The 20,524-nt window shown below is 73.5% G+C and carries 19 protein-coding genes and 1 pseudogene; 12 read left to right on the top strand and 8 right to left on the bottom strand.

Annotated elements, in window-relative coordinates:
* Window positions 1–6 precede the first annotated feature (6 nt).
* The 7 genes from AB0H83_RS26390 (at window position 7) to AB0H83_RS26360 (ending at window position 7,575) form a co-directional block, all read left to right on the top strand.
* A complete protein-coding gene (locus tag AB0H83_RS26390) occupies window positions 7–672 on the top strand; it encodes a lytic transglycosylase domain-containing protein (RefSeq protein ID WP_360098918.1) in 666 nt (221 codons plus the stop codon).
* A gap of 2 nt (window positions 673–674) precedes the next feature.
* On the top strand, window positions 675–1,364 hold the full coding sequence (locus AB0H83_RS26385) for a lytic transglycosylase domain-containing protein (protein WP_360098916.1): 690 nt from the start codon (window positions 675–677) through the stop codon (window positions 1,362–1,364).
* Between the two features lie 72 nt (window positions 1,365–1,436).
* Complete coding sequence (locus AB0H83_RS26380; protein WP_360098914.1) at window positions 1,437–2,090, top strand: rhomboid family intramembrane serine protease; 654 nt, start codon at window positions 1,437–1,439, stop codon at window positions 2,088–2,090.
* A gap of 9 nt (window positions 2,091–2,099) precedes the next feature.
* Complete coding sequence (locus AB0H83_RS26375) at window positions 2,100–3,092, top strand: NAD(P)/FAD-dependent oxidoreductase (protein WP_360098912.1); 993 nt, start codon at window positions 2,100–2,102, stop codon at window positions 3,090–3,092.
* A 45-nt stretch (window positions 3,093–3,137) separates the two neighbouring features.
* Window positions 3,138–5,663: a PAS domain S-box protein gene (locus tag AB0H83_RS26370; protein WP_360098910.1), complete on the top strand. Its 2,526-nt coding sequence runs from the start codon at window positions 3,138–3,140 to the stop codon at window positions 5,661–5,663.
* Window positions 5,660–6,088 (top strand): response regulator, encoded by a 429-nt coding sequence (locus AB0H83_RS26365; RefSeq protein WP_360098908.1) that lies wholly within the window; start codon window positions 5,660–5,662, stop codon window positions 6,086–6,088. The genes AB0H83_RS26370 and AB0H83_RS26365 overlap by 4 nt, the downstream gene beginning before the upstream one ends.
* On the top strand, window positions 6,085–7,575 hold the full coding sequence (locus AB0H83_RS26360) for an ATP-binding protein (protein WP_360098906.1): 1,491 nt from the start codon (window positions 6,085–6,087) through the stop codon (window positions 7,573–7,575). Before AB0H83_RS26365 ends, AB0H83_RS26360 begins: the two co-directional genes overlap by 4 nt.
* A 3-nt stretch (window positions 7,576–7,578) precedes the next feature.
* On the opposite strand, the gene AB0H83_RS26355 is transcribed toward AB0H83_RS26360, so the two are convergent.
* The gene (locus tag AB0H83_RS26355; RefSeq protein ID WP_360098904.1) at window positions 7,579–8,265 is read right to left on the bottom strand and encodes a TetR/AcrR family transcriptional regulator; all 687 of its coding nucleotides are present in this window, start codon (window positions 8,263–8,265) and stop codon (window positions 7,579–7,581) included.
* Between the two features lie 110 nt (window positions 8,266–8,375).
* On the opposite strand from AB0H83_RS26355, the gene AB0H83_RS26350 reads away from it, so the two are divergent.
* Window positions 8,376–9,320 (top strand): NAD-dependent epimerase/dehydratase family protein, encoded by a 945-nt coding sequence (locus tag AB0H83_RS26350; protein ID WP_360098902.1) that lies wholly within the window; start codon window positions 8,376–8,378, stop codon window positions 9,318–9,320.
* Here AB0H83_RS26350 and glpX read toward each other — a convergent pair.
* Entirely contained in the window at window positions 9,242–10,282 is a 1,041-nt protein-coding gene (gene glpX, locus AB0H83_RS26345) for a class II fructose-bisphosphatase (RefSeq protein WP_360098900.1), read from the bottom strand. The two genes, AB0H83_RS26350 and glpX, sit on opposite strands and share 79 nt — an antisense overlap.
* Window positions 10,283–10,408: 126 nt before the next feature.
* Here glpX and AB0H83_RS26340 point away from each other — a divergent pair, with 126 nt between their 5' ends.
* The gene (locus tag AB0H83_RS26340; RefSeq protein ID WP_360098898.1) at window positions 10,409–10,945 is read left to right on the top strand and encodes a DUF4245 domain-containing protein; all 537 of its coding nucleotides are present in this window, start codon (window positions 10,409–10,411) and stop codon (window positions 10,943–10,945) included.
* A gap of 62 nt (window positions 10,946–11,007) precedes the next feature.
* Here AB0H83_RS26340 and AB0H83_RS26335 read toward each other — a convergent pair whose 3' ends face one another.
* From AB0H83_RS26335 to AB0H83_RS26315, 5 genes and pseudogenes are all read right to left on the bottom strand, one after another.
* The gene (locus tag AB0H83_RS26335; protein WP_033358379.1) at window positions 11,008–11,190 is read right to left on the bottom strand and encodes an exodeoxyribonuclease VII small subunit; all 183 of its coding nucleotides are present in this window, start codon (window positions 11,188–11,190) and stop codon (window positions 11,008–11,010) included.
* Window positions 11,187–11,933, bottom strand: coding sequence for a GNAT family N-acetyltransferase (locus AB0H83_RS26330; protein WP_360098896.1), 747 nt, complete (start codon window positions 11,931–11,933; stop codon window positions 11,187–11,189). The genes AB0H83_RS26335 and AB0H83_RS26330 overlap by 4 nt, the downstream gene beginning before the upstream one ends.
* Window positions 11,934–12,156: 223 nt before the next feature.
* Window positions 12,157–13,407, bottom strand: a pseudogene (gene xseA / locus AB0H83_RS26325) (exodeoxyribonuclease VII large subunit); the annotation flags it as partial.
* A 9-nt stretch (window positions 13,408–13,416) separates the two neighbouring features.
* Complete coding sequence (locus tag AB0H83_RS26320; RefSeq protein ID WP_360098894.1) at window positions 13,417–14,058, bottom strand: response regulator transcription factor; 642 nt, start codon at window positions 14,056–14,058, stop codon at window positions 13,417–13,419.
* Complete coding sequence (locus AB0H83_RS26315; protein WP_360098892.1) at window positions 14,046–15,281, bottom strand: sensor domain-containing protein; 1,236 nt, start codon at window positions 15,279–15,281, stop codon at window positions 14,046–14,048. The genes AB0H83_RS26320 and AB0H83_RS26315 overlap by 13 nt, the downstream gene beginning before the upstream one ends.
* Before the next feature lie 110 nt (window positions 15,282–15,391).
* Here AB0H83_RS26315 and AB0H83_RS26310 point away from each other — a divergent pair, with 110 nt between their 5' ends.
* The 3 genes from AB0H83_RS26310 to AB0H83_RS26300 all read left to right on the top strand — a co-directional run bounded on the left by AB0H83_RS26310 (window position 15,392) and on the right by AB0H83_RS26300 (window position 19,513).
* Window positions 15,392–16,135: an ABC transporter ATP-binding protein gene (locus AB0H83_RS26310; protein WP_360098890.1), complete on the top strand. Its 744-nt coding sequence runs from the start codon at window positions 15,392–15,394 to the stop codon at window positions 16,133–16,135.
* 85 nt (window positions 16,136–16,220) lie between these two features.
* Window positions 16,221–18,524: an ABC transporter permease gene (locus tag AB0H83_RS26305; protein ID WP_360098888.1), complete on the top strand. Its 2,304-nt coding sequence runs from the start codon at window positions 16,221–16,223 to the stop codon at window positions 18,522–18,524.
* On the top strand, window positions 18,521–19,513 hold the full coding sequence (locus tag AB0H83_RS26300; protein ID WP_360098886.1) for a 4-hydroxy-3-methylbut-2-enyl diphosphate reductase: 993 nt from the start codon (window positions 18,521–18,523) through the stop codon (window positions 19,511–19,513). The genes AB0H83_RS26305 and AB0H83_RS26300 overlap by 4 nt, the downstream gene beginning before the upstream one ends.
* A 114-nt stretch (window positions 19,514–19,627) precedes the next feature.
* Here the strand turns inward: AB0H83_RS26300 and AB0H83_RS26295 are convergent, their stop codons facing one another.
* Window positions 19,628–20,017 carry a hypothetical protein gene (locus AB0H83_RS26295; RefSeq protein ID WP_360098884.1) on the bottom strand — a complete coding sequence of 130 codons (390 nt, stop codon included), beginning with the start codon at window positions 20,015–20,017 and terminating at the stop codon, window positions 19,628–19,630.
* Window positions 20,018–20,524 lie beyond the last annotated feature (507 nt).

Below are 20,524 nucleotides of genomic sequence, written 5' to 3'. Positions count from 1 at the left end.
ACCTTCGTGATCCGGCTGTGGCAGCGGGTCGGCAAGGTCCGGGCACTCGCGGTTCTCGTACTGGTTGCGGGACTCGCCGGTGGTTACGTGATCGCCGACCGACAGACCCAGCACAACGCGACGGCAGAGCCGGTCAAGGCCGCCGACGCCGCTTCCCTCCCGCGGTCGGGCGCCAGCCCGTCCGCCGCGCCGGCCTCGTCCGACCAGGCGTCCGCGCAGACGAAGGCGCAGGACGCCGCGTCGGCCGCCGCCGCGCAGGCCAAGGCCGCCGAGGACGCCGCGCGCAAGAAGAAGGAAGAGGAGGCGAGCCGGTCCACCCGTTCCGCGGGCCCGCCGTCCTACCCCGCTCCGGCCTCGTGCGACGTGTACAAGGGTCACCGCAACACCGGTTGCGCCGAGCTGCTCGCCGCCGGGTTCGGCCTCGACCAGATGCCCTGCCTGGACAAGTTGTGGACGAAAGAGAGCGGGTGGAACCCGAAGGCCCACAACAACAGCAGCGGCGCGCACGGCATCCCGCAGGCGGTGCCCGGCAAGAAGATGGCCGCCTACGGGCCACTGTGGGAGACCGACGCCACAACGCAGATCAAGTGGGGCCTGAACGGCTACATCAAGCCCCGGTACAAGACGCCGTGCGCCGCGTGGGGTCATAGCCAGAGCACAGGGTGGTATTAGCCATGGACGTCGTGACCCTGTTGTGGCGCCGGGTCGGCAAGATCCGCGCCCTCGCCGTCCTCGCGCTGGTCGCCGCCCTCGCCGCCGGCGTGGTCGTCGCCACGTGGGACAGCGGCAAGAAGGTCGACCCGGTCAACACCGCCGCCGACGCCGCCCTGCCGCGGGCGACCGGCAGCGCGCCGGACCCCGGTGCCTCGGCGCAGCCCAGCACGGAAGCGGCCGCCCAGAGCAAGGCGCAGGACGCCGCGTCGGCCGCCGCCGCGCAGGCCAAGGCCGCCGAGGACGCCGCGCGCAAGAAGAAGGAAGAGGAGGCGAGCCGGTCCGTCACGCGCACCCTGGGCCCGCCGACCTACCCGATCCCCGCCGCGTGCGACATCTACAAGGGCAAGAACGACAACAAGTGGCGCGGCTGCGGGCTGCTGCACGTCGCCGGCTTCGGTATCGACCAGATGGGCCCCTGCCTGGAGAAGCTCTGGGACAAGGAGAGCCACTGGAACACCACGGCGAAGAACAAGAGCTCCGGGGCGTACGGCATCCCCCAGGCGCTGCCCGGCTCGAAGATGGCCTCGGTCGCCGGCGACTGGTCGTGGAACCCCGAGACCCAGATCAAGTGGGGCCTGAACTACATCAAGGGCCGCTACAAGACGCCGTGCGCCGCCTGGGCGCACAGCCAGTCCAGCGGCTGGTACTGACATATCCCGGCAAACCCGCCACCGCGTCGAGCACGGGTGGCGGGTTCGCCGCGGACCTGTTACCACAGTGGCGTGACTCTCGACGAGACCCGCCACACCGACCCCACGCGCTTCGGCACGGAGGCCTTCTACGCCTCCGTGGGCAGGGCCTTCGTCGCCATGTGCGCGTTCGTGCCGGTGCTGTTCGCGATCGAGTTCCTCGACCGGCTGACCGGTGAGCGGCTCGACCAGGACGGCGGCATCCGGCCGCACCACCTCGACGGGCTCGACGGCATCCTGTTCTCGCCGTTCCTGCACGCCGGCTTCGGGCACGTGCTGGCCAACAGCATCCCGCTGATCCTGCTCGGCACGTTCGTCCTCGCCGCCGGCACCACCCGCTTCCTGCTGACCACGGCCTTCATCGCGCTCGTCGCCGGGGTCGGGGTGTGGTTCATCGGCGACCCGGACACCGTGGTCGTCGGCGCCAGCGGGGTGATTTTCGGCTACCTCGGGGTGATCCTGATGCGGGGCGTCGTCGAGCGCAGCTGGTGGCACATCGCCGTCGGGGTGCTCATCGGGCTGCTGTACGGCTGGCAGCTCTTCGGCGTGCTCCCCGGCGAGGAGGGTGTCTCCTGGCAGGGGCACCTGTGCGGGTTCATCGGCGGGCTCGTCGCGGCGGTGCTGTTCCGCCGCCGGCGCCCGCGGCGCTCCGACGATCCTCTGGCCATCGGCACCGATGCCGCATAGCGTTCCCATATGAGGGAAGTCGATCTGGCCATCGTCGGCGCGGGACCGGCCGGCCTCTTCGGTGCGTACTACGCCGGCTTCCGGGGGCTCAGCACGGCGGTGATCGACGCCCTGCCGGAGCCCGGCGGGCAGGTCACGGCCATGTACCCGGAGAAAATGATCTTCGATGTGGCGGGCTTCCCGGGCATCCGCGGCCGGGACCTGGTGGCCAACCTGGTCGAGCAGGCCGCCCCGTTCCACCCGCAGTACCTGCTGGGCGTGCGCGCCGACGGGCTCGCCTACGACTGCGACCGGCCCGTGCTCACCCTCTCCGACGGCACCGTGGTGCGCTGCGGTGCCGTGCTCATCACCGGCGGCCTGGGCAGCTTCACGGCCCGCCCGCTGCCCGCCGCCGAAGGCTTCACCGGCACCGGCCTGGTCTTCTTCGTGCCGCACCTGGCCGACCTCGCCGGCCACGACGTCGTCATCGTCGGCGGCGGCGACTCCGCCTTCGACTGGGCCCTCGCCCTGCAGCCCGTCGCCAGGTCGGTGACCCTGGTGCACCGCCGGGAGAAGTTCCGCGCGCACGCCTCCACCGTCGCCCGCGTGCAGGCGCTGCCGATCGAGATCATCGTCAACGCCGAGGTCACCCGCATCCATGCCGGTGACGGGGCCGGCGACGGTGGCGCCCGGCGCTGCACCGGCGTCGAGGTCACCGTCCGCGGCGCCGGGCCGCGCACGCTGCCCGCGGACACGGTCGTGGCCGCCCTCGGCTTCACCGCCGACCTCGGCCCTCTCGCGGGCTGGGGCCTGGAGCTGGACAAGCGCCACATCAAGGTCGACTCGACCACCGCGACCAACCTGCCGCGGGTGTTCGCCGCCGGCGACATCAGCGAGTATCCGGGCAAGGTCCGGCTGATCGCGGTCGGGTTCGGCGAGGCCGCGACCGCCGTCAACAACGCCGCCGTGATCATCGACCCGGCCGCCCATCTCTTCCCCGGGCACTCCTCCGACAACGGATGAGCAACTCCTCAATAACTTGAGAGCACCGCCGATCTGAGATGCGTGGTGGGCGTCCGTCTCCAGGTGTTCGGGGTGGTCCTCCTCGGCCTGCTGGTCTCCGGCGGGGCGGGGCTGCTGATGCGCCGCGTCGAGCTGGACAACGCCGGGCAGGCCCTCGACCGGCGGGTCGCCGCGGCGCAGGAGTCGGTGGCGTCCACCGCCCAGCGCTACGTCGACGCGGTCCAGCTGATCGCCGGCAGCCTGGAGGCCCTGCCGGAGATCGACGCCGCGTCGTTCGCCACGGCCACCGCCCCGCTCGGCCGGCTGTGGCTGCCGGGTGCCGCCTCGATCGACTTCGTCGTCGCGGTGCCGGACCCGTCCGTCGCGGCCGCGCAGGCCGACTGGCGGGCCCGCGGCGCGACGGGGCTGACCCTGCGCCCCGGCGCCGGCGACACCAGGCACTACTTCACCGTGCTGCAGCGCCCGCTCACCGGCGACGCGGTCGACGACGCCGTCGGGCAGGACCTGACCTCGGCGCCGGCGGCGACCGCGGCGCTGGAGCGCGCGCAGCGCGTCGGCCTGCCCGCCATCTCCGACCCGTACGTGCTGCTGCGCGACGCGGGCCTGCCGGCGCAGCGGCAGCAGCAGGCGGTGGTGCTCCTGCAGCGGGTCCTCGCCCGCGACACCGGCGAGCTGCGCGGCTTCGTCGAGATGGCGGTGCGGATGCAGGACTTCTTCACCGACACGATGCTGCAGCCGTCCCGCGAGCTGCAGCACGTGACGCTGTCCGCGGTCGAGGACAACGCGTGGCGGCCCATGGCCCGCCTCGAACGGCGCGGCGCCGGCCCGGGCGACCTGCGCCGGACCGTCCTGGTGCAGGTCGCCGACCAGCAGTGGCAGCTGGCGGCCGGCACCGACGGCACGGCGCTGATCGGCGCCGACGGCCACCTCGACGAGGGCATGCTCTTCGGCGGGCTCGCGCTCACGCTCGTCACCGCGCTGCTCGTCTACACCCTCGCGACGTCGCGCCGCCGGGCCGAGGACCGGGTCGCCCAGGCCACCGCCGACCTGCGGCGCCAGGCGACCCTGCTGTCCGCGGTGATGAACACGATCGGCGACGGCGTGGTCGTCTTCGACGCCGGCGGCGCCGCCATGTGGGTCAACCCGACCGCCCGCGAGCTGCTCGGCCCCGACATCGACCGGCACCCGCCGGGGTGGTGGCCGCAGCTGCTGGAGGTGCACGAGGCCGGCGGCACCACCCCGTTCCCGCTGTACGACCTGGTCCGCCGGCACCAGGAGGCGCAGGCCGAGCTGGGGGTGCGCGGGCGCCGGCTCGACGTGCGGCTGCGCAACCTGGCCCGGCACGACGGCCCCGACGGCGCGGTCGCCGTCCTGCGCGACATCACCGAGCTGCACGACGCCGATGAGAAGGTCCGCGCCTCGGAGGAGCTGCTGCAGCTGCTGCTGGACGGCGCCCGCGACTACGCCATCTACATGCTCGACCGGCAGGGGCTGATCGTCAGCTGGTCGGCCAACGCGGAGCGGCTCAAGGGGTACCGCGCCGAGGAGGTCATCGGCCACTCGTACGCGAAGTTCTTCACCGCCGAGGACGCCGCCGCCGGCCTGCCGCAGCGCATCCTGGCCGAGGCGGCGCAGCGGGGCCGGGTCGAGATCGACGGCCCCCGGGTGCGCCGCGACGACAGCCGCTTCTGGGCGCACGGCCTGCTCACCGCCGTGCGCAACCCCGACGGCTCGGTCCGCGGCTTCGTCAAGGTCAGCCAGGACGTCAGCGACCGCAAGGCGGCCGAGCTGGCCGTCGAGCAGCTCAACGCCGAGCTGGAACTGCGCGTCGCGGAGCGCACCGCAGACCTGCGCGAGGCCAACGCCGAGCTGGAGTCCTTCTCCTACAGCGTCTCGCACGACCTGCGGGCGCCGCTGCGGGCCGTCGACGGCTTCGCCAAGATGCTCGCCCTGGACCACGGCGACGCGCTGGACGAGCAGGGGCGGCGGTACCTCGGCCGCATCCGCGCGGGCGCCCAGCACATGGGCGACCTGATCGACGGGCTGCTCGCCTTCTCCAGGCTGCAGCGGCAGGAGCTGGCCAGCCTGCGCGTGCACGTCGACCAGCTGGTCGCCGACGTGTGGGACGAGCTCAGCGTCGACCGCGGTACCCGCGACATCGTCCTCACCGTCGGGGACCTGCCCGACGCGCAGGGCGACCCGCGGCTGATCCGGCACGTCGTGGCCAACCTCGTCGGCAACGCGGTGAAGTACACCCGGGACGTGTCCCCGGCCCGCATCGAGGTCGGGCACCGGGTGACCGCCGGCGGCGAGGCCACCTACTTCGTCAAGGACAACGGCGCCGGCTTCGACATGCGCTACGCCGACAAGCTGTTCAAGGTGTTCCAGCGGCTGCACCGGGCCGAGGACTACGAGGGCACCGGCATCGGGCTGGCCCTCACGCACCGCATCGTGCAGCGGCACGGCGGCCAGATCTGGGCCGACGCGGCGCCCGGCGAGGGCGCCACCTTCTACTTCACCCTTCCGGCCTTCGAGCACACGGTACCGACGCTGTTGGAGGTGGGCGGGTGAAACCGCTGTCGCACAGGGTCCTGCTCGTCGAGGACAACCCCGACGACCTGGAGCTGGCCCGGCTCGCGTTCGAACGGGGCAGGTTCGCCCGCAGCGTCGACGTCGCCCGCGACGGCGCCGAGGCGCTGGACTACCTGTTCGGCCCCGGCGCGGCGGACCCGCCGCAGGTCGTGCTGCTCGACATCAAGCTGCCGCTGGTCGACGGCATCGACGTGCTGCGCCGGGTCAAGGCTGACCGGCGCACCAGGCACATCCCCGTCGTCATGCTCACCTCGTCGGCGCAGGACCGTGACCTGCATGCCTGCTACGAGCTCGGGGCCAACAGCTACATCGTCAAACCCGTCGACATGGAGCAGTTCATGTCCGCCGTCAACAGCATCGGCGGGTACTGGCTGGGCCTGAACCTGACCGACGCGCACTCATGAGGATCCTGCTGCTGGAGGACAGCCCGGACGACGCCGAGATGCTCGTCTTCGAGCTGCGGCGGGCCGGCTTCGCGCCCGAGTGGCGGCGGGTCGAGTCCGGCGAGGACTTCCAGGCCGCGCTCGACGACCCGGCGGGACGGCCCGAGGTGATCCTCGCCGACTACTCGCTGCCGCAGTTCAACGCCCTGGAGGCGCTGCACATGCTGCGCATCGGCGGGTACGACATCCCGGCCATCGTGGTCAGCGGCGCGATGAGCGAGGAGTCGTGCGTCGACGCGCTGCGCCACGGCGCGGTGGACTACCTGCTCAAGGACCGGCTCAGCCGGCTCGGCTCCGCCGTGCAGCACGCCCTGTCGCAGCAGCGCCTCGCCGCCGACCAGCGCCGCGCGGAGGAGACGTTCCGGGCCGCGTTCGACCACGCCCCGGTCGGCATGGCCGTCACCGACCTCGACGGCCGCGTGCTGCAGGTCAACCAGGAGCTGGCCCGCATGACCGGCCTGCAACCGGCGCAGCTGCTGCCCGACATGGTCGCCGAGGAGGACCGGGCGATCGTCGCGGACACGATGAAACGCCTGGTCGCCGGCGAGGCGGAGAAGGTCAGCAAGGAGCTGCGGCTGTGCCGCGCCGGCGGCGGCGCGCTGTGGGGGCAGTACTCGGCGTCGCTCATCGGCGGCTCCCGCAACGGCGCGCACCACGTCGTGCACCAGATCGCCGACGTCACCGACCGCCGCCGCGCCGAGGAGGCGCTGCAGCGGCAGGCGGCGAAGCTCGCCCGCACCAACAGCGACCTGCAGGAGCTCGACCGGCTCAAGAGCGAGTTCGTCGCCACCGTCTCCCACGAGCTGCGCACCCCGCTGACCAGCATCCGCGGGTACACCGAGATCCTCGCCGACGCGCACGCCAGCTCCCTCGGCGCGACCGAACGCAAGATCGTCGGCATCATCGACCGCAACGGCCGCCGGCTGCTCGACCTGATCGAGGACCTGCTCACGTTCTCCCGGATCGAGTCCGGCACGCTGACGCTGTCGGTCGGCCCGGTCAAGGTCAGGCACATCATCGACGCCGCGTACGAGGCCATCCGGCCGTCGGTGGAGACCGCCGGGCTCAACGTCACCCTGGACATCGACGAGCACATCCCGGTCGTGCAGGGCGACGGCGAGCAGCTCGAACGGGTCGTGCTCAACCTGCTGACCAACGCCGTCAAGTTCTCCGACCCCGGCGGCTCGATCACCGTCACCGGCCGGGAACGCGACGGCGAGGTCGTCGTGTGGGTCCGCGACACCGGGGTCGGCATCCCGGAGCACGAGCAGGGCCTGCTGTTCACCCGCTTCTTCCGCACCGCCGACGCCCAGAGGCGGGCCATCAAGGGCAGCGGGCTCGGCCTGGCGATCAGCAAGGCGATCGTCGAGGCGCACGGCGGCTGGATCGCCCTGGAGTCGGTCGAGGGCAACGGCACGACCGTCGGCTTCGGCCTGCCGACCCCGTGACCGTCAGATCCCCACGAACCTCGCCTGGGCCCGCATCTGGTGGGCGAAGAACTCGTCGCGGTGCTCCACGACCCTGTTGAGCTGCCCGAACAGCTCGAAGCTCACCAGCCCGAAGAGCGTCACCCAGGCCGACAGCGCGCGGGCGGTCACGGCGTCGGGCACGTCCGGCGCGATCACCGACCCGGCCCGGCGCACGTCCTGCGCCACCTTGTCCGGCAGCGTCTCCAACGGGTCGTGCCGGACCCGCCGCGCCACGGCCGCGTCCTGGATGACCGTGCCGAGCACGGTGACCGCCCTGGTGGCCGCGGCCACGGTGTCCTGCGGCGCCTGGTAGCCGGGGACCGGGCTGCCGTAGATCAGCGCGTACTCGTGCGGCCGCTGCAGTGCCCAGTCCCGCACCGCGTCGCAGACCGCCATCCAGCGCCCGGTGAGGTCGTCGCGGGCGACCGCGCCCTCCCGGTCCTCGACCGCCTGGCCCAGGGAGTTGTACGCGTCCAGGATCAGCGCCGTCAGCAGCTCGTCGCGGCTGGCGAAGTACCGGTAGATGGCCGAGGAGACGACGCCGAGGTCGCGGGCCACCGCGCGCAGCGACAGGTTCGCCCCGTCGGTGGCCAGGTGCCGGCGGGCGATGCGCTTGATCTCTTCGGTCATCTCCGCGCGGACGCGGGCCCGGATGTTGGTCGCCTTCATGCCGTACATGGTCGCATGCTCACAACAGAGAGCACTGCTCTTGCTTGTGCCAGCGACCCATGCTCTACTGAGAGAGCAGTGCTCTCGAAGTTCTCGTACTGGAGGCAGTCATGCAGGTCATCGTCGGCGCCGGCGCGGTCGGCACCATCATCGCCACCCGGCTCGCTGCGGACGGTGAGCCCGTCAAGATCGTCAGCCGCTCCGGCGGCGGGCCGGCGCACCCGCTGATCGAGCGGGTCGCCGCCGACGCCGCCGACGCGGCCGCGCTGCGCACGATCACGGCCGGCGCGAGCGTCATCTACAACTGCGTCAACCCGCAGTACCACGCCTGGCCCACCGACTGGCCGCCGATCAACCGGGCTCTGGTCGACGCCGCCGCGGCGAACGACGCGGTCCTCGCCATCACCGGCAACCTGTACGGGTACGGCCGCGTCGACCGCCCCATGACCGAGGACACGCCCCTCGCGGCCACCGGGCGCAAGGGCCGGGTCCGTGTCGCGATGTGGCAGGAGGCCCTGGCCGCGGGCATCCGCACCTTCGAGGCCCGCGCGTCGGACTACATCAGCCCCACCTCGTCGGTCATCGAGATGGCGCTGCCGGCGCTGCGGGCCGGGAAGACCGTATGGCTGCCCGGCGCCTTGGACGTGCCGCACAGCTACACGTACATCGGCGACGTCGCGCAGACCCTGATCACCCTCGCGACCGACGAGCGGGCGTGGGGGCGGGCGTGGCACGTGCCGTCGCCACCGCCGATGACGAGCCGGTCACTGCTGCGCACCGTCGCCCGCATCGCCGGCCTGCCCGCCCCGCGCCTGCGTTCCTACCCGCTGCCGGCCGTGTGGGCCGCCGGGCTCACCGACAGGTTCGCCAAGGAGTTCCGCGAGGTGCGCCACCAGCACGTCAAACCGTTCGTGCTGGACTCCTCGCGGGTCACCGCGACCTTCGGCCTGACCCACACGCCGGTCGACGAGGCCGTTCAGTCGGTGCTGGGCAGCGCGCCCTCCGCCTCGATGGCCAGCGGCGGCAGGGTGCCGTCGAAGTCGACCAGCGAGTAGGCGCGCAGCTTCTCCAGCCGGTGGAACGAGTCGATCACCCGGATCGTGCCCGAGCGGGAGCGCATCACGATCGACTGCGTCTCCGCGCCGCCCCGCCGGTAGCGGACGCCCTTGAGCAGGTCGCCGCTGGTCACGCCGGTCGCGCAGAAGAACATGTTGTCGCCGCTGACCAGGTCGTCGGTGTGCAGCACGCGATCGAGGTCGTGGCCGGCGGCGACGGCCTTCTCGCGCTCGGCGTCGTCCTGCGGCCACAGCTTCGCCTGGATCGCCCCGCCCATGCACTTCAGCGCCACGGCGGCGACGATGCCCTCCGGTGTACCGCCGATGCCCATGAGCACGTCGGTCTCCGAACCCTCACGGGCGGCGCTGATCGCCCCGGCGATGTCGCCGTCGGAGATGAACCGGATCCGTGCCCCGGTCCGCCGCACCTCCTGGATGAGCTGCTTGTGCCGGGGCCGGTCCAGGACGCAGACCGTGACCTCCGACACGCTGGAGCGCTTCGCCTGCGCGATGCGCCGCAGGTTCTCCTCCACGCCGGCGTTGATGTCGATCACGTCGGCGTAGTCCGGCCCGACGGCCAGCTTCTCCATGTAGAACACGGCACTCGGGTCGAACATCGCCCCGCGCTCGGCGACGGCCAGCACCGCGACCGCGTTGGGCATCCCCTTGCTCATCAGCGTGGTGCCGTCGACCGGGTCGACCGCCACGTCCACCTCCGGCCCGGTGCCGTCGCCGACCTGCTCGCCGTTGTACAGCATCGGCGCGTTGTCCTTCTCACCCTCGCCGATCACCACGACGCCCTGCATCGGCACCGAGTTGATCAGCAGGCGCATCGCGTCGACGGCCGCGCCGTCACCGCCGTTCTTGTCGCCCCGTCCGACCCACCGCCCGGCGGCCATCGCTGCGGCCTCCGTGACTCGTACCAGGTCGAGGGCCAGATTCCGGTCCATCTCACGACTCATGTGTGCTCTCCTCGCGCGGCGTTGCGTGGGCGGGCGGGCCACCTTCATCGTGGCAGGCGCCACAGCCCTGCGGTGCGCGCACCGGCCGGTTGTGGCATCTTCCATCGGATGGTTCACGATGGGAGGGTGGAAACCGCTGCTCCCGACGCTGCCGCACCCGCCTCCGAGCGCGCCGGCCGGCGCCCGCGCGACATGGCGCTGTCGATGCTGGTCCTGCTGGTGCCGGTGTTCCTGCTCGTGGGCTTCTACCGCTACCTCGGCCACGAGGACCCGCCTGCCGTCGACACGACCGAGGTGTACGGCTCGGTCGGGCGCGCCGGCCAGTTCACCCCGCTCAAGCCGACCGACCTGCCGCAGGGCTGGCGGATCGCCTCCGCCACCTTCACCGACGGCGTCCTGCGCATCGGCGTGACCGCCCCCTCCGACGGCGCGATGCAACTCGTCGAGAGCGCCCAGCCCGCCGCCACCCTGGTCCCGTCGATCATCGGCGCCGGCGGCAAGGCGGGTGACCCGGTCTCGATCAACGGCACCGACTGGCAGCGGCACAATGACGGCCGCCCCGGCGAGCGCGCCCTGATCCAGACCACCGGCGGCCGCACCGTCATCATCTTCGGCCGCGCCACCGACTCGCAGTTGCAGCGCCTGGCCGCGTCCCTGCGCTGACCCGGGCCGCCCTCGCGGGCGTCGCGTTGCCGGTGTGCGGTGCGCGGCCGGGCCGCCGCGGGTCAGCCGCGGTCGGCGGTGAGGCGGGCGCGGGCGTTGTCGAGCCAGCGCTGGCAGATGACGGCGAGCTCCTCGCCGCGCTCCCACAGGGCGAGGGACTCCTCGAGCGTGGTGCCGCCCGACTCGAGCTTCTCCACGACCGTGGCAAGCTCGGCTCGGGCCTGCTCGTAGGACAGGTCGGTCACGAGGTCTCCTTCGTCAGGAAGAGCACCGAGTCGGTGCGCCGGTAGCCGACGCGGGCGTAGACGCGCTCCTGGGCGTCGCCGGCCGGGGTCAGGTAGACGAGGCCGGCGCCGGCGGCGCGGGCGGCCCGGGTCAGGTGCAGGGTGATGGCGCCGCCGACGCCGCAGCGCTCGAACTTCGGGCGCACCGCGATGCCGGCGACCTCGCTGATGCCGTCCCTGACCGCAACGGCGGCACCACCGCCGGCGGGCTCGCCGTCGGTGGTGCGGGCGAACAGGTGGATGTTGCCGCTCGCGCGGGCCTTGGCGACGTGCTCGGCGGACGGCGGCGGCTCGCCGAACGCCTCGTGCTGCGCGGCGACCATGTCGCGGAACTCGTCCTCGGTGGCGGGGGTGACCAGCTCGATGCCGTCCGGCAGCGGCTGGTTGACCTCGGCGCCGGGCGGGCACTCCATCAGCGGCAGGCGGTCGGTGACGGTGAAGCCGGCGGCGACGAGCGCGGGCTCGACGAGCGGGGCCAGGCCGGGCAGGTACTCCAGCCGCGGCGTCCGCGACCGGCTGGTGAACGCCTCCTCCAGCGCGGCGATGTCCTGCGGGGTCGGGTCAGCGCCGGCGGCGGGGATCGCGTAGTTGATGTAGACCAGCGGGTCGTGGGCGCTGATGGTCACCGTGAACGGGCCCGCCCGCACCACCTCCCGGCCACGGACGGCGCTGGCGAGCATGTAGTCCTGGATGCGCTGGGACACGTCACTCCTGTGAGACGTCGGCGGCCCGCTTGGGCGCGGCCCGCTTGGGCGCGGCCCGCTTCGGGCCGGTGGTGGCGGCTGTACCGGCGGCGGGCCGCCCTGCGGCTGTTCCGGGAGCGGCGGCCTGCTCCGCGACGGCTGGAGCGGTGGCGCCCTGAGCGGCCGGGCCGCCTGGGCCTCCCGCGGCCGGGCCCTCTGCGTCCCCGGCGGCCGGGTCGGCAGCGGTCGCGGCCAACTCGCCCTCCGCCAGCCGGATCCGCAGCGCCTCGCCAGGGGACACGTCGGCGGCGGCGCGGACCACGGCGCCGTCGGCGCGCTGGACGATCGCGTACCCGCGCTGCAACGTCGCCGCGGGCGACAGTGTCCGCAGCCGGGCGAGGGTGTGCGCGAGCTCGGTGCCGGCGCGGTCGAGGCGGTGGCTCAGGTTGCGCGCGGCCCGGTCGCGCAGCTGGGTCACGTCCGCCGCCCGCTGCTCGATCATGCTCAGCGGCCGGGCGATCGACGGGCGGGACCGGATCGCGTCGAGGCGCTGCTGCTCGCGGTCGAGCCGGGTGAGCAGCGCCCGGTCGAGGCGCTGCCGGGCCTGCCCGATGAGGCGGAACTCGTCGGCGAGGTCGGGCACGATCCGCTTCGCCGCGTCGGTGGGCGTCGAGGCGCGGACGTCGGCGACGAAGTCGACCAGCGGCACGTCGGTCTCGTGCCCGACAGCGGACACGACCGGGGTCCGGCACGCGAACACGGCCCGGCACAGCGCCTCGTCGGAGAACGGCAGCAGGTCCTCGGTCGAGCCGCCGCCGCGGGCCAGGACGATGACGTCGACCGTCTCGTCGCGGTCGAGGACGGCGAGCGCGTCGATGATCTGCGGCACCGCCGACGTGCCCTGCACGGCGACGTTGACGACCCGGAACTCGACGGCCGGCCAGCGGCGCCGGGCATTGGTCAGCACGTCGCGCTCGGCGGCGCTGGCCCGGCCGGTGATCAGGCCCACCTTGGCGGGCAGGAACGGCAGCCGCCGCTTGCGGGCCCGGTCGAACAGGCCCTCGGCGGCGAGGAGCTTCTTGAGTTGCTCGAGCCGGGCGAGCAGCTCGCCGAGGCCGACCTGGCGGATCTCGTCGGCGCGCAGGCTCAGCGAGCCGCGGGCGGCGTAGAACTCGGGCCTGGCGTGCACGACGATCCGGGCGCCGTCGCTGAGCCCGGGCGCGCCGAGGTCGACGACGTCGCGGTTGGTGGTGACGGTGAGGCTCAGGTCCGCGGACGGGTCGCGCAGCGTCAGGAACACGGTGTTGGTGCCCGGCCGGCGGGTGATCTGCGCGACCTGGCCGTCGACCCAGATCCAGCCGAGCCGGCCGATCCAGGCGCCGATCTTCTGCGACACCACCCGCACCGGCCACGGCGCGTCTGCGGAAGAGACCGCGGCAGCCCCGGCGGCGCCCGGCGAGGCGGCGGCGGCCGAGGACGGTCCGGGCGTGGTCATCCAGACACCCTAGCCGCGCAGGTACGTCAGCACCGCCCGCACCCGGCGGTGGTCATCCTCGTCCGGGGGCAGGTCGAGCTTCGCCAGCAGACTGTTGATGTGCTTGGACACCGCGGCCTCCGACACCACCAGGGCCCGGGCGATCGCCGCGTTGGAGCGGCCCTCGGCCATGAGCGCCAGGACGTCGCGCTCCCGTGGCGTCAGCCGCTGCAGGGGATCCCGGCGGCGGCCCAGCAGCTGCATCACGACCTCCGGGTCCACGACGGTGTGCCCGGCCGCGACCCGGTCGACGGCATCCACGAACTCCGTCACGTCACCGATGCGGTCCTTCAGCAGGTACCCGACGTAACCGTTGCGGCCGGAGTCCAGCAGCTCGGCGGCGTACGTCTGCTCCACGTACTGGCTCAGCACCAGCACCGGCAGCAGAGGGTGCTCCGCCCGCAGGGTGATCGCCGCCTGCAGCCCCTCGTCGGTGAATGCGGGCGGCATCCGCACGTCGGTCACCACCAGGTCGGGGCGCGCCGAGCGGACCGCCGCGACGAGCTCGTCCGCGGTGCCGACGGCCGCGACGACCTCATGGCCGAAGCGGCGCAGCAGGCCCGCGATCCCCTCCCGGATCAGGATTCCGTCCTCGGCGATCACGACCCGCACGGCAGCTCCACGTGGACCACCGTAGGCCCTCCGTGCGGGCTGGCGAGCGCGACGGTCCCACCGACGGCGGCGACCCGGTCGACGAGGCCGGCCAGGCCGGTGCCGCGGGCCGGGTCGGCGCCGCCCCGCCCGTCGTCGCGGATCTGCACGGTGAGCCGGTCGAACGCGACCGACGCGACGACCCTGGCCCGGCTCGCACCGCTGTGCTTGGCGACGTTCGCCAGGGCCTCCACCACGACGAAGTACGCGGTCACCTCCACCGCCCCGGGCAGCCGCGCCGGCAGGGCGATGTCGATGTCGACGGGCAGCGGCGCGCGGTCGGAGACCTCCCGGACGGCCGCCGCGAGTCCCCGGTCCGTGAGAATTTTCGGGTGTACGCCCCGGATCAGCTCACGCAGCTCCGCGAGCGCCTCCTTCGCGAGGTCGTGAGCACGGCGTACCGGATCGGCGGCGGGCGAACCGTCCGGCAGCTCCAGGCGGGCCAGGCCCAGCTGCATGCTCAGCGCCACGAGCCGCTGCTGCGCGCCGTCGTGCAGGTCGCGCTCGATGCGGCGGCGCTCGACCTCGAACGCGTCGACGAGCCGCGCCCGGGACCGGGTCAGCTCGACCAGCTGCGGGTCCTGCTCGGCGCGCGGCGCCAGGATCGAGCGGGTCATCGCCGCGCGGGCCGCCGCCCAGGCCGTCACCGGGTACAGCGCGACCACGCCGAGCACGAGCCCGGCGGCGCTGCCGGCCATCGTGATGTACAGCGGCTCGTCGCTGATGTAGACCGGCCCGCACAGCAGCGCGGTCACCGTCCAGGTGGCGCCGCCGAACACGATCAGGTCCAGCCAGGTCAGGATCGACGTGAGCACGATCGTGTACCCCAGCTCCCGCCAGGTCGCCTGCTCCCGCAGCCGGGTCCCGACCCACGCCTTCAGGCCCGGCTTGGCGACGGGACGGTGCTGGTCCGGCAGCGCGACGGTGTCGACCAGGCGCAGCCGCCACCGCTCGATCCGCGCGACCGCGATCCCGGACAGCGCGAACGCCAGCAGCGCCGCCAGGCCGACCACGGCCAGCGTCAGGGCCACGCCGAACAGCATCAGCGCCACCAGCGCCGCGCCGGTGGCGATGCCCAGGACGGCGCCGCTGCCCAGGTACAGCAGCGACCGCCACGGCCACGACGAGGTCAGGAACTTCGCCGGTGGCAGCGTCAGCGACTCCAACGCGGATCGGACCTGCACGCCGGTGAGGCTACCGCCACCGCGGCCCGGGGACGGTAAGGCTGGCGTTACCTCCGACTGTCCCCGCAGCGCGACTGTGCCGGCGCCCGCGGACCGGTTGGCTCAGTGGGGTGACGACGACATTGCACACCCGCCAGGCCGTCGAGCTGCACGGGGTCACCCGCCGGTTCGGCACCGGCGAGCAGGCCGTGACCGCCCTCGACCGCATCTGCGTCGGCTTCGCCCCGGCCAGCTTCACCGCCGTGATGGGCCCGTCCGGCTCCGGCAAGTCGACCCTGCTGCACTGCGCGGCCGGCCTCGACCGGGTCAGCGAGGGCCGCGTCCTTGTCGACGGCGTCGAGCTCGGCCCGCTGCGGGAGAAGGCCCGCACGCGGCTGCGGCGCGACCGGATCGGCTTCGTGTTCCAGGCGTTCAACCTGGTCGGGGCGCTGACCGCGGCGCAGAACGTGGAGCTGCCGCTGCGCCTGGCCGGCCGGCGCGCCGCGCCCGGGCAGGTCGAGGCGATGCTCGCCGAGGTCGGCCTCGCCGGCCGGGCCGGGCACCGGCCGGGCGAGCTGTCCGGCGGCCAGCAGCAGCGGGTCGCGATCGCCCGCGCCCTCGCCACCCGGCCCGTCGTCGTGTTCGCCGACGAGCCGACCGGCGCCCTGGACGCGACCGCGTCGCGGGAGGTGCTGCGGCTGCTGCGGGCCGCCGTCGACCGGCACGCCCAGACCGTCGTCATGGTCACCCACGACCCGCTCGCCGCGGCGTACGCCGACCGGGTGCTCTTCCTGGCCGACGGCGCGATCGTCGAGGACCTGCCCGAGCCGCGCGGCGCCGAGCAGATCGCGACCCGGATGGCGGCGCTGTCATGACCGGCCCGCAGCGGAGCGAGGAGCCGGACATCATGGGCGCAGTTCTTCGGTCAGGCCGGCGCCGGAGCGCAGCGGAGGTGACGGCATGACCCTCGCATCGATCCGGCACCGGTGGGCCGGGTTCCTCGGCACGTTCGTGGCGCTGCTGCTCGGCGTCGCCGTCATCTCCGGCAGCCTCACCCTGTGGGCCGCCGCCCAGCCGCGCGTCCCCGACCACCTCGCGGCCGCCGACGCCGTGGTCGCGTCGCCGAGGTTCGAGCCCCGCGACGGTGGTTTCCCGGTGTACCGGCCGTGGTCGCCGGACGAGCTCGACACGCTCGTGCGCCGGCTGTCGGCCACGCCCGGCGTGCTGTCCGCGGTGCCCGTCCGCACGTTCTACGCGCAGCGGCTGGTCGGTGGCGAGCCGGTCGGTGACCCCTCCGGCGCCGTCCACGTTGGGCAGTCGTGGTCGTCGGCCGGGCTCGGGGGGTACACCATCCGCGGCGGCAATCCACCGGCCGCCTCCGGCGAGGTCGTCGTGCCCGTCGCGGCGGGCGTGCCGGTCGGGTCCACGCTGCCCGTGCTCACCGCCGCCGGCCCCGTGACCTGGACCGTCACCGGGGTGAGCGACGGGCCGGGCCTCTACGTCGACGACGCCACCGCGGTCGCCCTGGCGGATGGTGTACGGGTGATGGGCGTGCGCCTCGCTCCGGGCGCCTCGGCCGCGCTCGACGCAGGGGCGCTGGGCACCGTCCTGACCGGTGACGCGCGTTCGGCGGTGGAGTGGGAGCGGGACACCCGGACCCGGTGGATCGGGGCGCAGCTCATCATCGCCACCGTCTTCGTCGGCGGGTTCGTCGCCGTGTTCGTGGTGTCCTCGACGTGCGCGTTCGCCGTCGCGTCCCGCCGCCGCGAGCTCGCCCTGCTGCGCGCCGTCGGCGCCACCCCCGGGCAGGTCCGGCGGCTGCTGCTGACCGAGATCGTCCTGGTCGCCCTGGTCGCCGGGGTGCCCGGCGCGCTGCTCGGCGCGCTCACCGCGCCGCTGCTGGCCGGCCCGTTCGTGGCCGTCGGGCTGGAGCCGGCCGGGTTCACCGTCGGCCTGTCCTGGTGGGCGCTCGGCGGCTCGGTCCTCGCCGGGCTCGTCGTCGGCGCCGCCGGGGTGTGGCTGTCCGCGCGCCGCGCCGGCCGGGTGTCCCCGCTGGACGCGCTGCGCGACGCGGCCGTGGAGCAGCGCCCGATGACCCGCACCCGCTGGGTGACCGGCGTGCTCGCCGCCCTCGGCGGTGGCGGCCTCGCGCTGCTGCTGCCCGGCGCTACCGCCCAGGACAAGCCCACGATCGTGCTGCTGTCGGCGATGACGCTGCTGGTCGCCGCCGCGCTGCTCGCCCCGGTCCTCGTCGTGCCACTCGTACGGCTGCTGCCGGCCGGCCGGGGCGCCACCGGCGTCCTGGTGCGCGGCGCGGCGGCGGTCGCCGCGCGGCGGCTGGCCTCCGTCGCGGCGCCGGTGCTCGCCGCGGTCGGCTTCGCGGTGCTGCTGGTCGGCACGTTCCAGACCGCCTCGGAGGCCGTCGACATCGAGGACGCGGCGGCCATCCCGGCCACCACGGTCGCGGCCGGCTCCTCCGCCGTGCCGGGCCTGTCGGAGGCCGCCGTGCGCCTGCAGCCGGGCGCGTCGTCGCTGCCCACCGTCGTGTACCTGCCGTCCGGCGAGCCCGTTTCCGCGGTCGGCACCGGCACGGCGTTCACGGCCCCGCCGGCGCTGGGTCTGCGCGCCGGCCAGGAGGTGCCGCTGCGGTTCGCCGACGGCACGGTACACATGCTGACGGTTTCGGCGGTTTCATCACCTTTGTCGGCGATGGAGCTGCCCCGGGACCTGGTCCGCCGGCACGACCCCAATGCCCTGACCCCGGTCGTGCACCTGTCGGGGCCGTTCGTGCCGTCGCCGGGCGCCACCGCGATGACCGCCCGCGCGTATGTCGAACGCGAGGCATCCGCCGAGAACGACCTGATCGACCTGTTCCTGGCGGTGCTGCTCGGGATCTCCGTCGGCTACACGGCCCTCGCGGTGGCCAACACGGTGCTCATGGCCACCCACGCCCGGCGGCAGGAGCTCGTCACCCTGCACCGCACCGGCGCGACGGCCGGCCAGACCATACGCGTCGTGGTCGTCGAGTCACTCCTCGCCGTCGTGCTCGGCGTGGCCCTGGGCCTCGCCGTGGCCGTGCCGGCGCTGTTCGAGGCCCGGGCCGGGCTGCAGGACGAGATCGGCGCGCCTGTGACCCTCGTCATGCCGTGGGCGACCCTGGCCGCGGTGGCGGGCGGCTGCGCGCTGCTCGCGGCCTGCGCCGGCACGCTGCCGTTTCTGCGGCGGGGGATGTTGTCGGTGGGGGCACGTACCATGGCGGGGTGACTGGTTCGAAGCGCGTCCTGCTCGCCAAGCCCCGCGGCTACTGCGCCGGTGTCGACCGTGCCGTCCAGACGGTCGAGGAGGCGCTGAAGCTCTACGGCGCGCCGATCTATGTCCGCAAGGAGATCGTGCACAACAAGCACGTCGTCGGCACGCTGCAGGCCAAGGGTGCCATCTTCGTGGAGGAGAACGAGGAGGTGCCCGAGGGTGCCACCGTCGTCTTCTCCGCCCACGGCGTCGCCCCCGAGGTCCACGAGCAGGCCGCCGCCCGCTCGCTCAAGGCCATCGACGCGACCTGCCCGCTGGTCACCAAGGTCCACCAGGAGGCCCGCCGGTTCGCCGCCGAGGACTACGACATCCTGCTCATCGGTCACGAGGGGCACGAGGAGGTCATCGGCACGGCCGGCGAGGCCCCGGCCCACATCCAGCTGGTCGACGGCCCCGACGGCGTCGACAAGGTCACCGTCCGCGACCCGTCCAAGGTGGTCTGGCTCTCCCAGACCACGCTCTCGGTCGACGAGACCCTGGAGACCGTCGCCCGGCTCAAGACCAAGCTGCCCCTGCTGATGTCCCCGCCCAGCGACGACATCTGCTACGCCACGTCCAACCGGCAGGACGCCGTCAAGGCCATGGCCCCCAGCTGCGACGTCGTCCTCGTCGTCGGCTCGCAGAACTCGTCCAACTCGCAGCGCCTCCGCGAGGTCGCCGTCGACGCGGGCGCCCGCGCCGGCTACCTCATCGACTACGCCACCGAGATCCAGGACGAGTGGCTCGCCGGCGCCACCACCGTCGGCGTCACCTCCGGCGCCTCGGTCCCCGAGGAGCTGGTCATGGAGGTCCTCGACCACCTGGCCGCCCGCGACTTCACCGACGTTGCCGAGATCACCACGGCCCAGGAGAAGCTGGTCTTCTCCCTGCCGCAGGAGCTCAAGCGCGACATGAAGGCCAGCGCCGCCGCCCGCGCCGCCGAGGTCGCCAAGTCGCTGTCGTAGCGGCCTGTTTTCGCTCTTCGTTCTTCGCTTTTTTGGTGGCTGTGACCGGTCGCGCTCCGGCCTGCGGCTGGCCGGCCGACGGTCTTCGGCTGGCCGCCGCCTTACGCCGGGTCTTCAGCGCGCGGTCGCGATGACGCTGACCGGCGGGTCGCCGTGCGTGTAGAGGGTGTCCACGACCAGCTTCAGCCCCGGGTTGGCCCTGACCCGGTCGTATGCCCGCAGCTTGATCCGGTCCCGGTCGAAGTCGATGCGCTCCCTGTCTTTCGGCTGGTAGCGCACCCAGGTCTCCTCCCCGATCATCGGCCCCGCCGTCCCCCGCAGCTTCACCCTGATCGAAGCCAGAAACGGCGCCGCCCCGTCGGGAAACACGTGCACCCCGACGGTGTAACTCGCCGCCCGCGTCTGCCCGTGCTGGTCGACACTCTGCAGACCGAAGTCGACGTGGGCGATCTCCCCGCGAGCGGTGACCGCGTTGGCGCCGGGTTTCCGGCCGAATCCGAACATGCCCGGGACGCTAACCCCTCACCCCACCCTCCCGCGATCATGTGCCCGACACTGCCGCCCGCCCGCCCGTTCAGACGGCCAGCACCCGATCGCCGCAACCGCCGCCCTGCTGCCGGCCGGTCCCATACGACATCGGCGACGGACGCCAGCCTCGCCGTCGCCGATGTCGTGCGGCTGCTGAAGCCCGAGGAGGGCACGTGCCGCGCCCAGCGCAACCCGGCCAGCCTGTTGGCCGTCCTGCCAGCCGCAGGTGGTACGCGTGAACAGCGCTGCTGCGGAGCGCTTCGCTTGTTCGGCGCCTTCGGCGGGGACGGTTCCGCCAACCCGGTGGATTGGTGACGTCAGCACGACAGGGATCCACCGGGTTGCAGGGATCCACCAGGTTGTTCCGCCTCGCCGGGCCGCCTCGCCGGGCCGCCTCGCCGGGCCGCGTCGCCGGGCCGCGTCGCCGGGGGTGATACTGCCGGGTGTCGGGTTGGAGGAGGTGGTGTGGTGCGGGTGGTGCAG

It is taken from the genome of Dactylosporangium sp. NPDC050688, from assembly GCF_040654515.1.
GTDB lineage: Bacteria > Actinomycetota > Actinomycetes > Mycobacteriales > Micromonosporaceae > Dactylosporangium.
The sequence above is the reverse complement of the archived record's forward strand: the minus strand, read 5'-3'. Positions and strand labels throughout refer to the sequence as shown.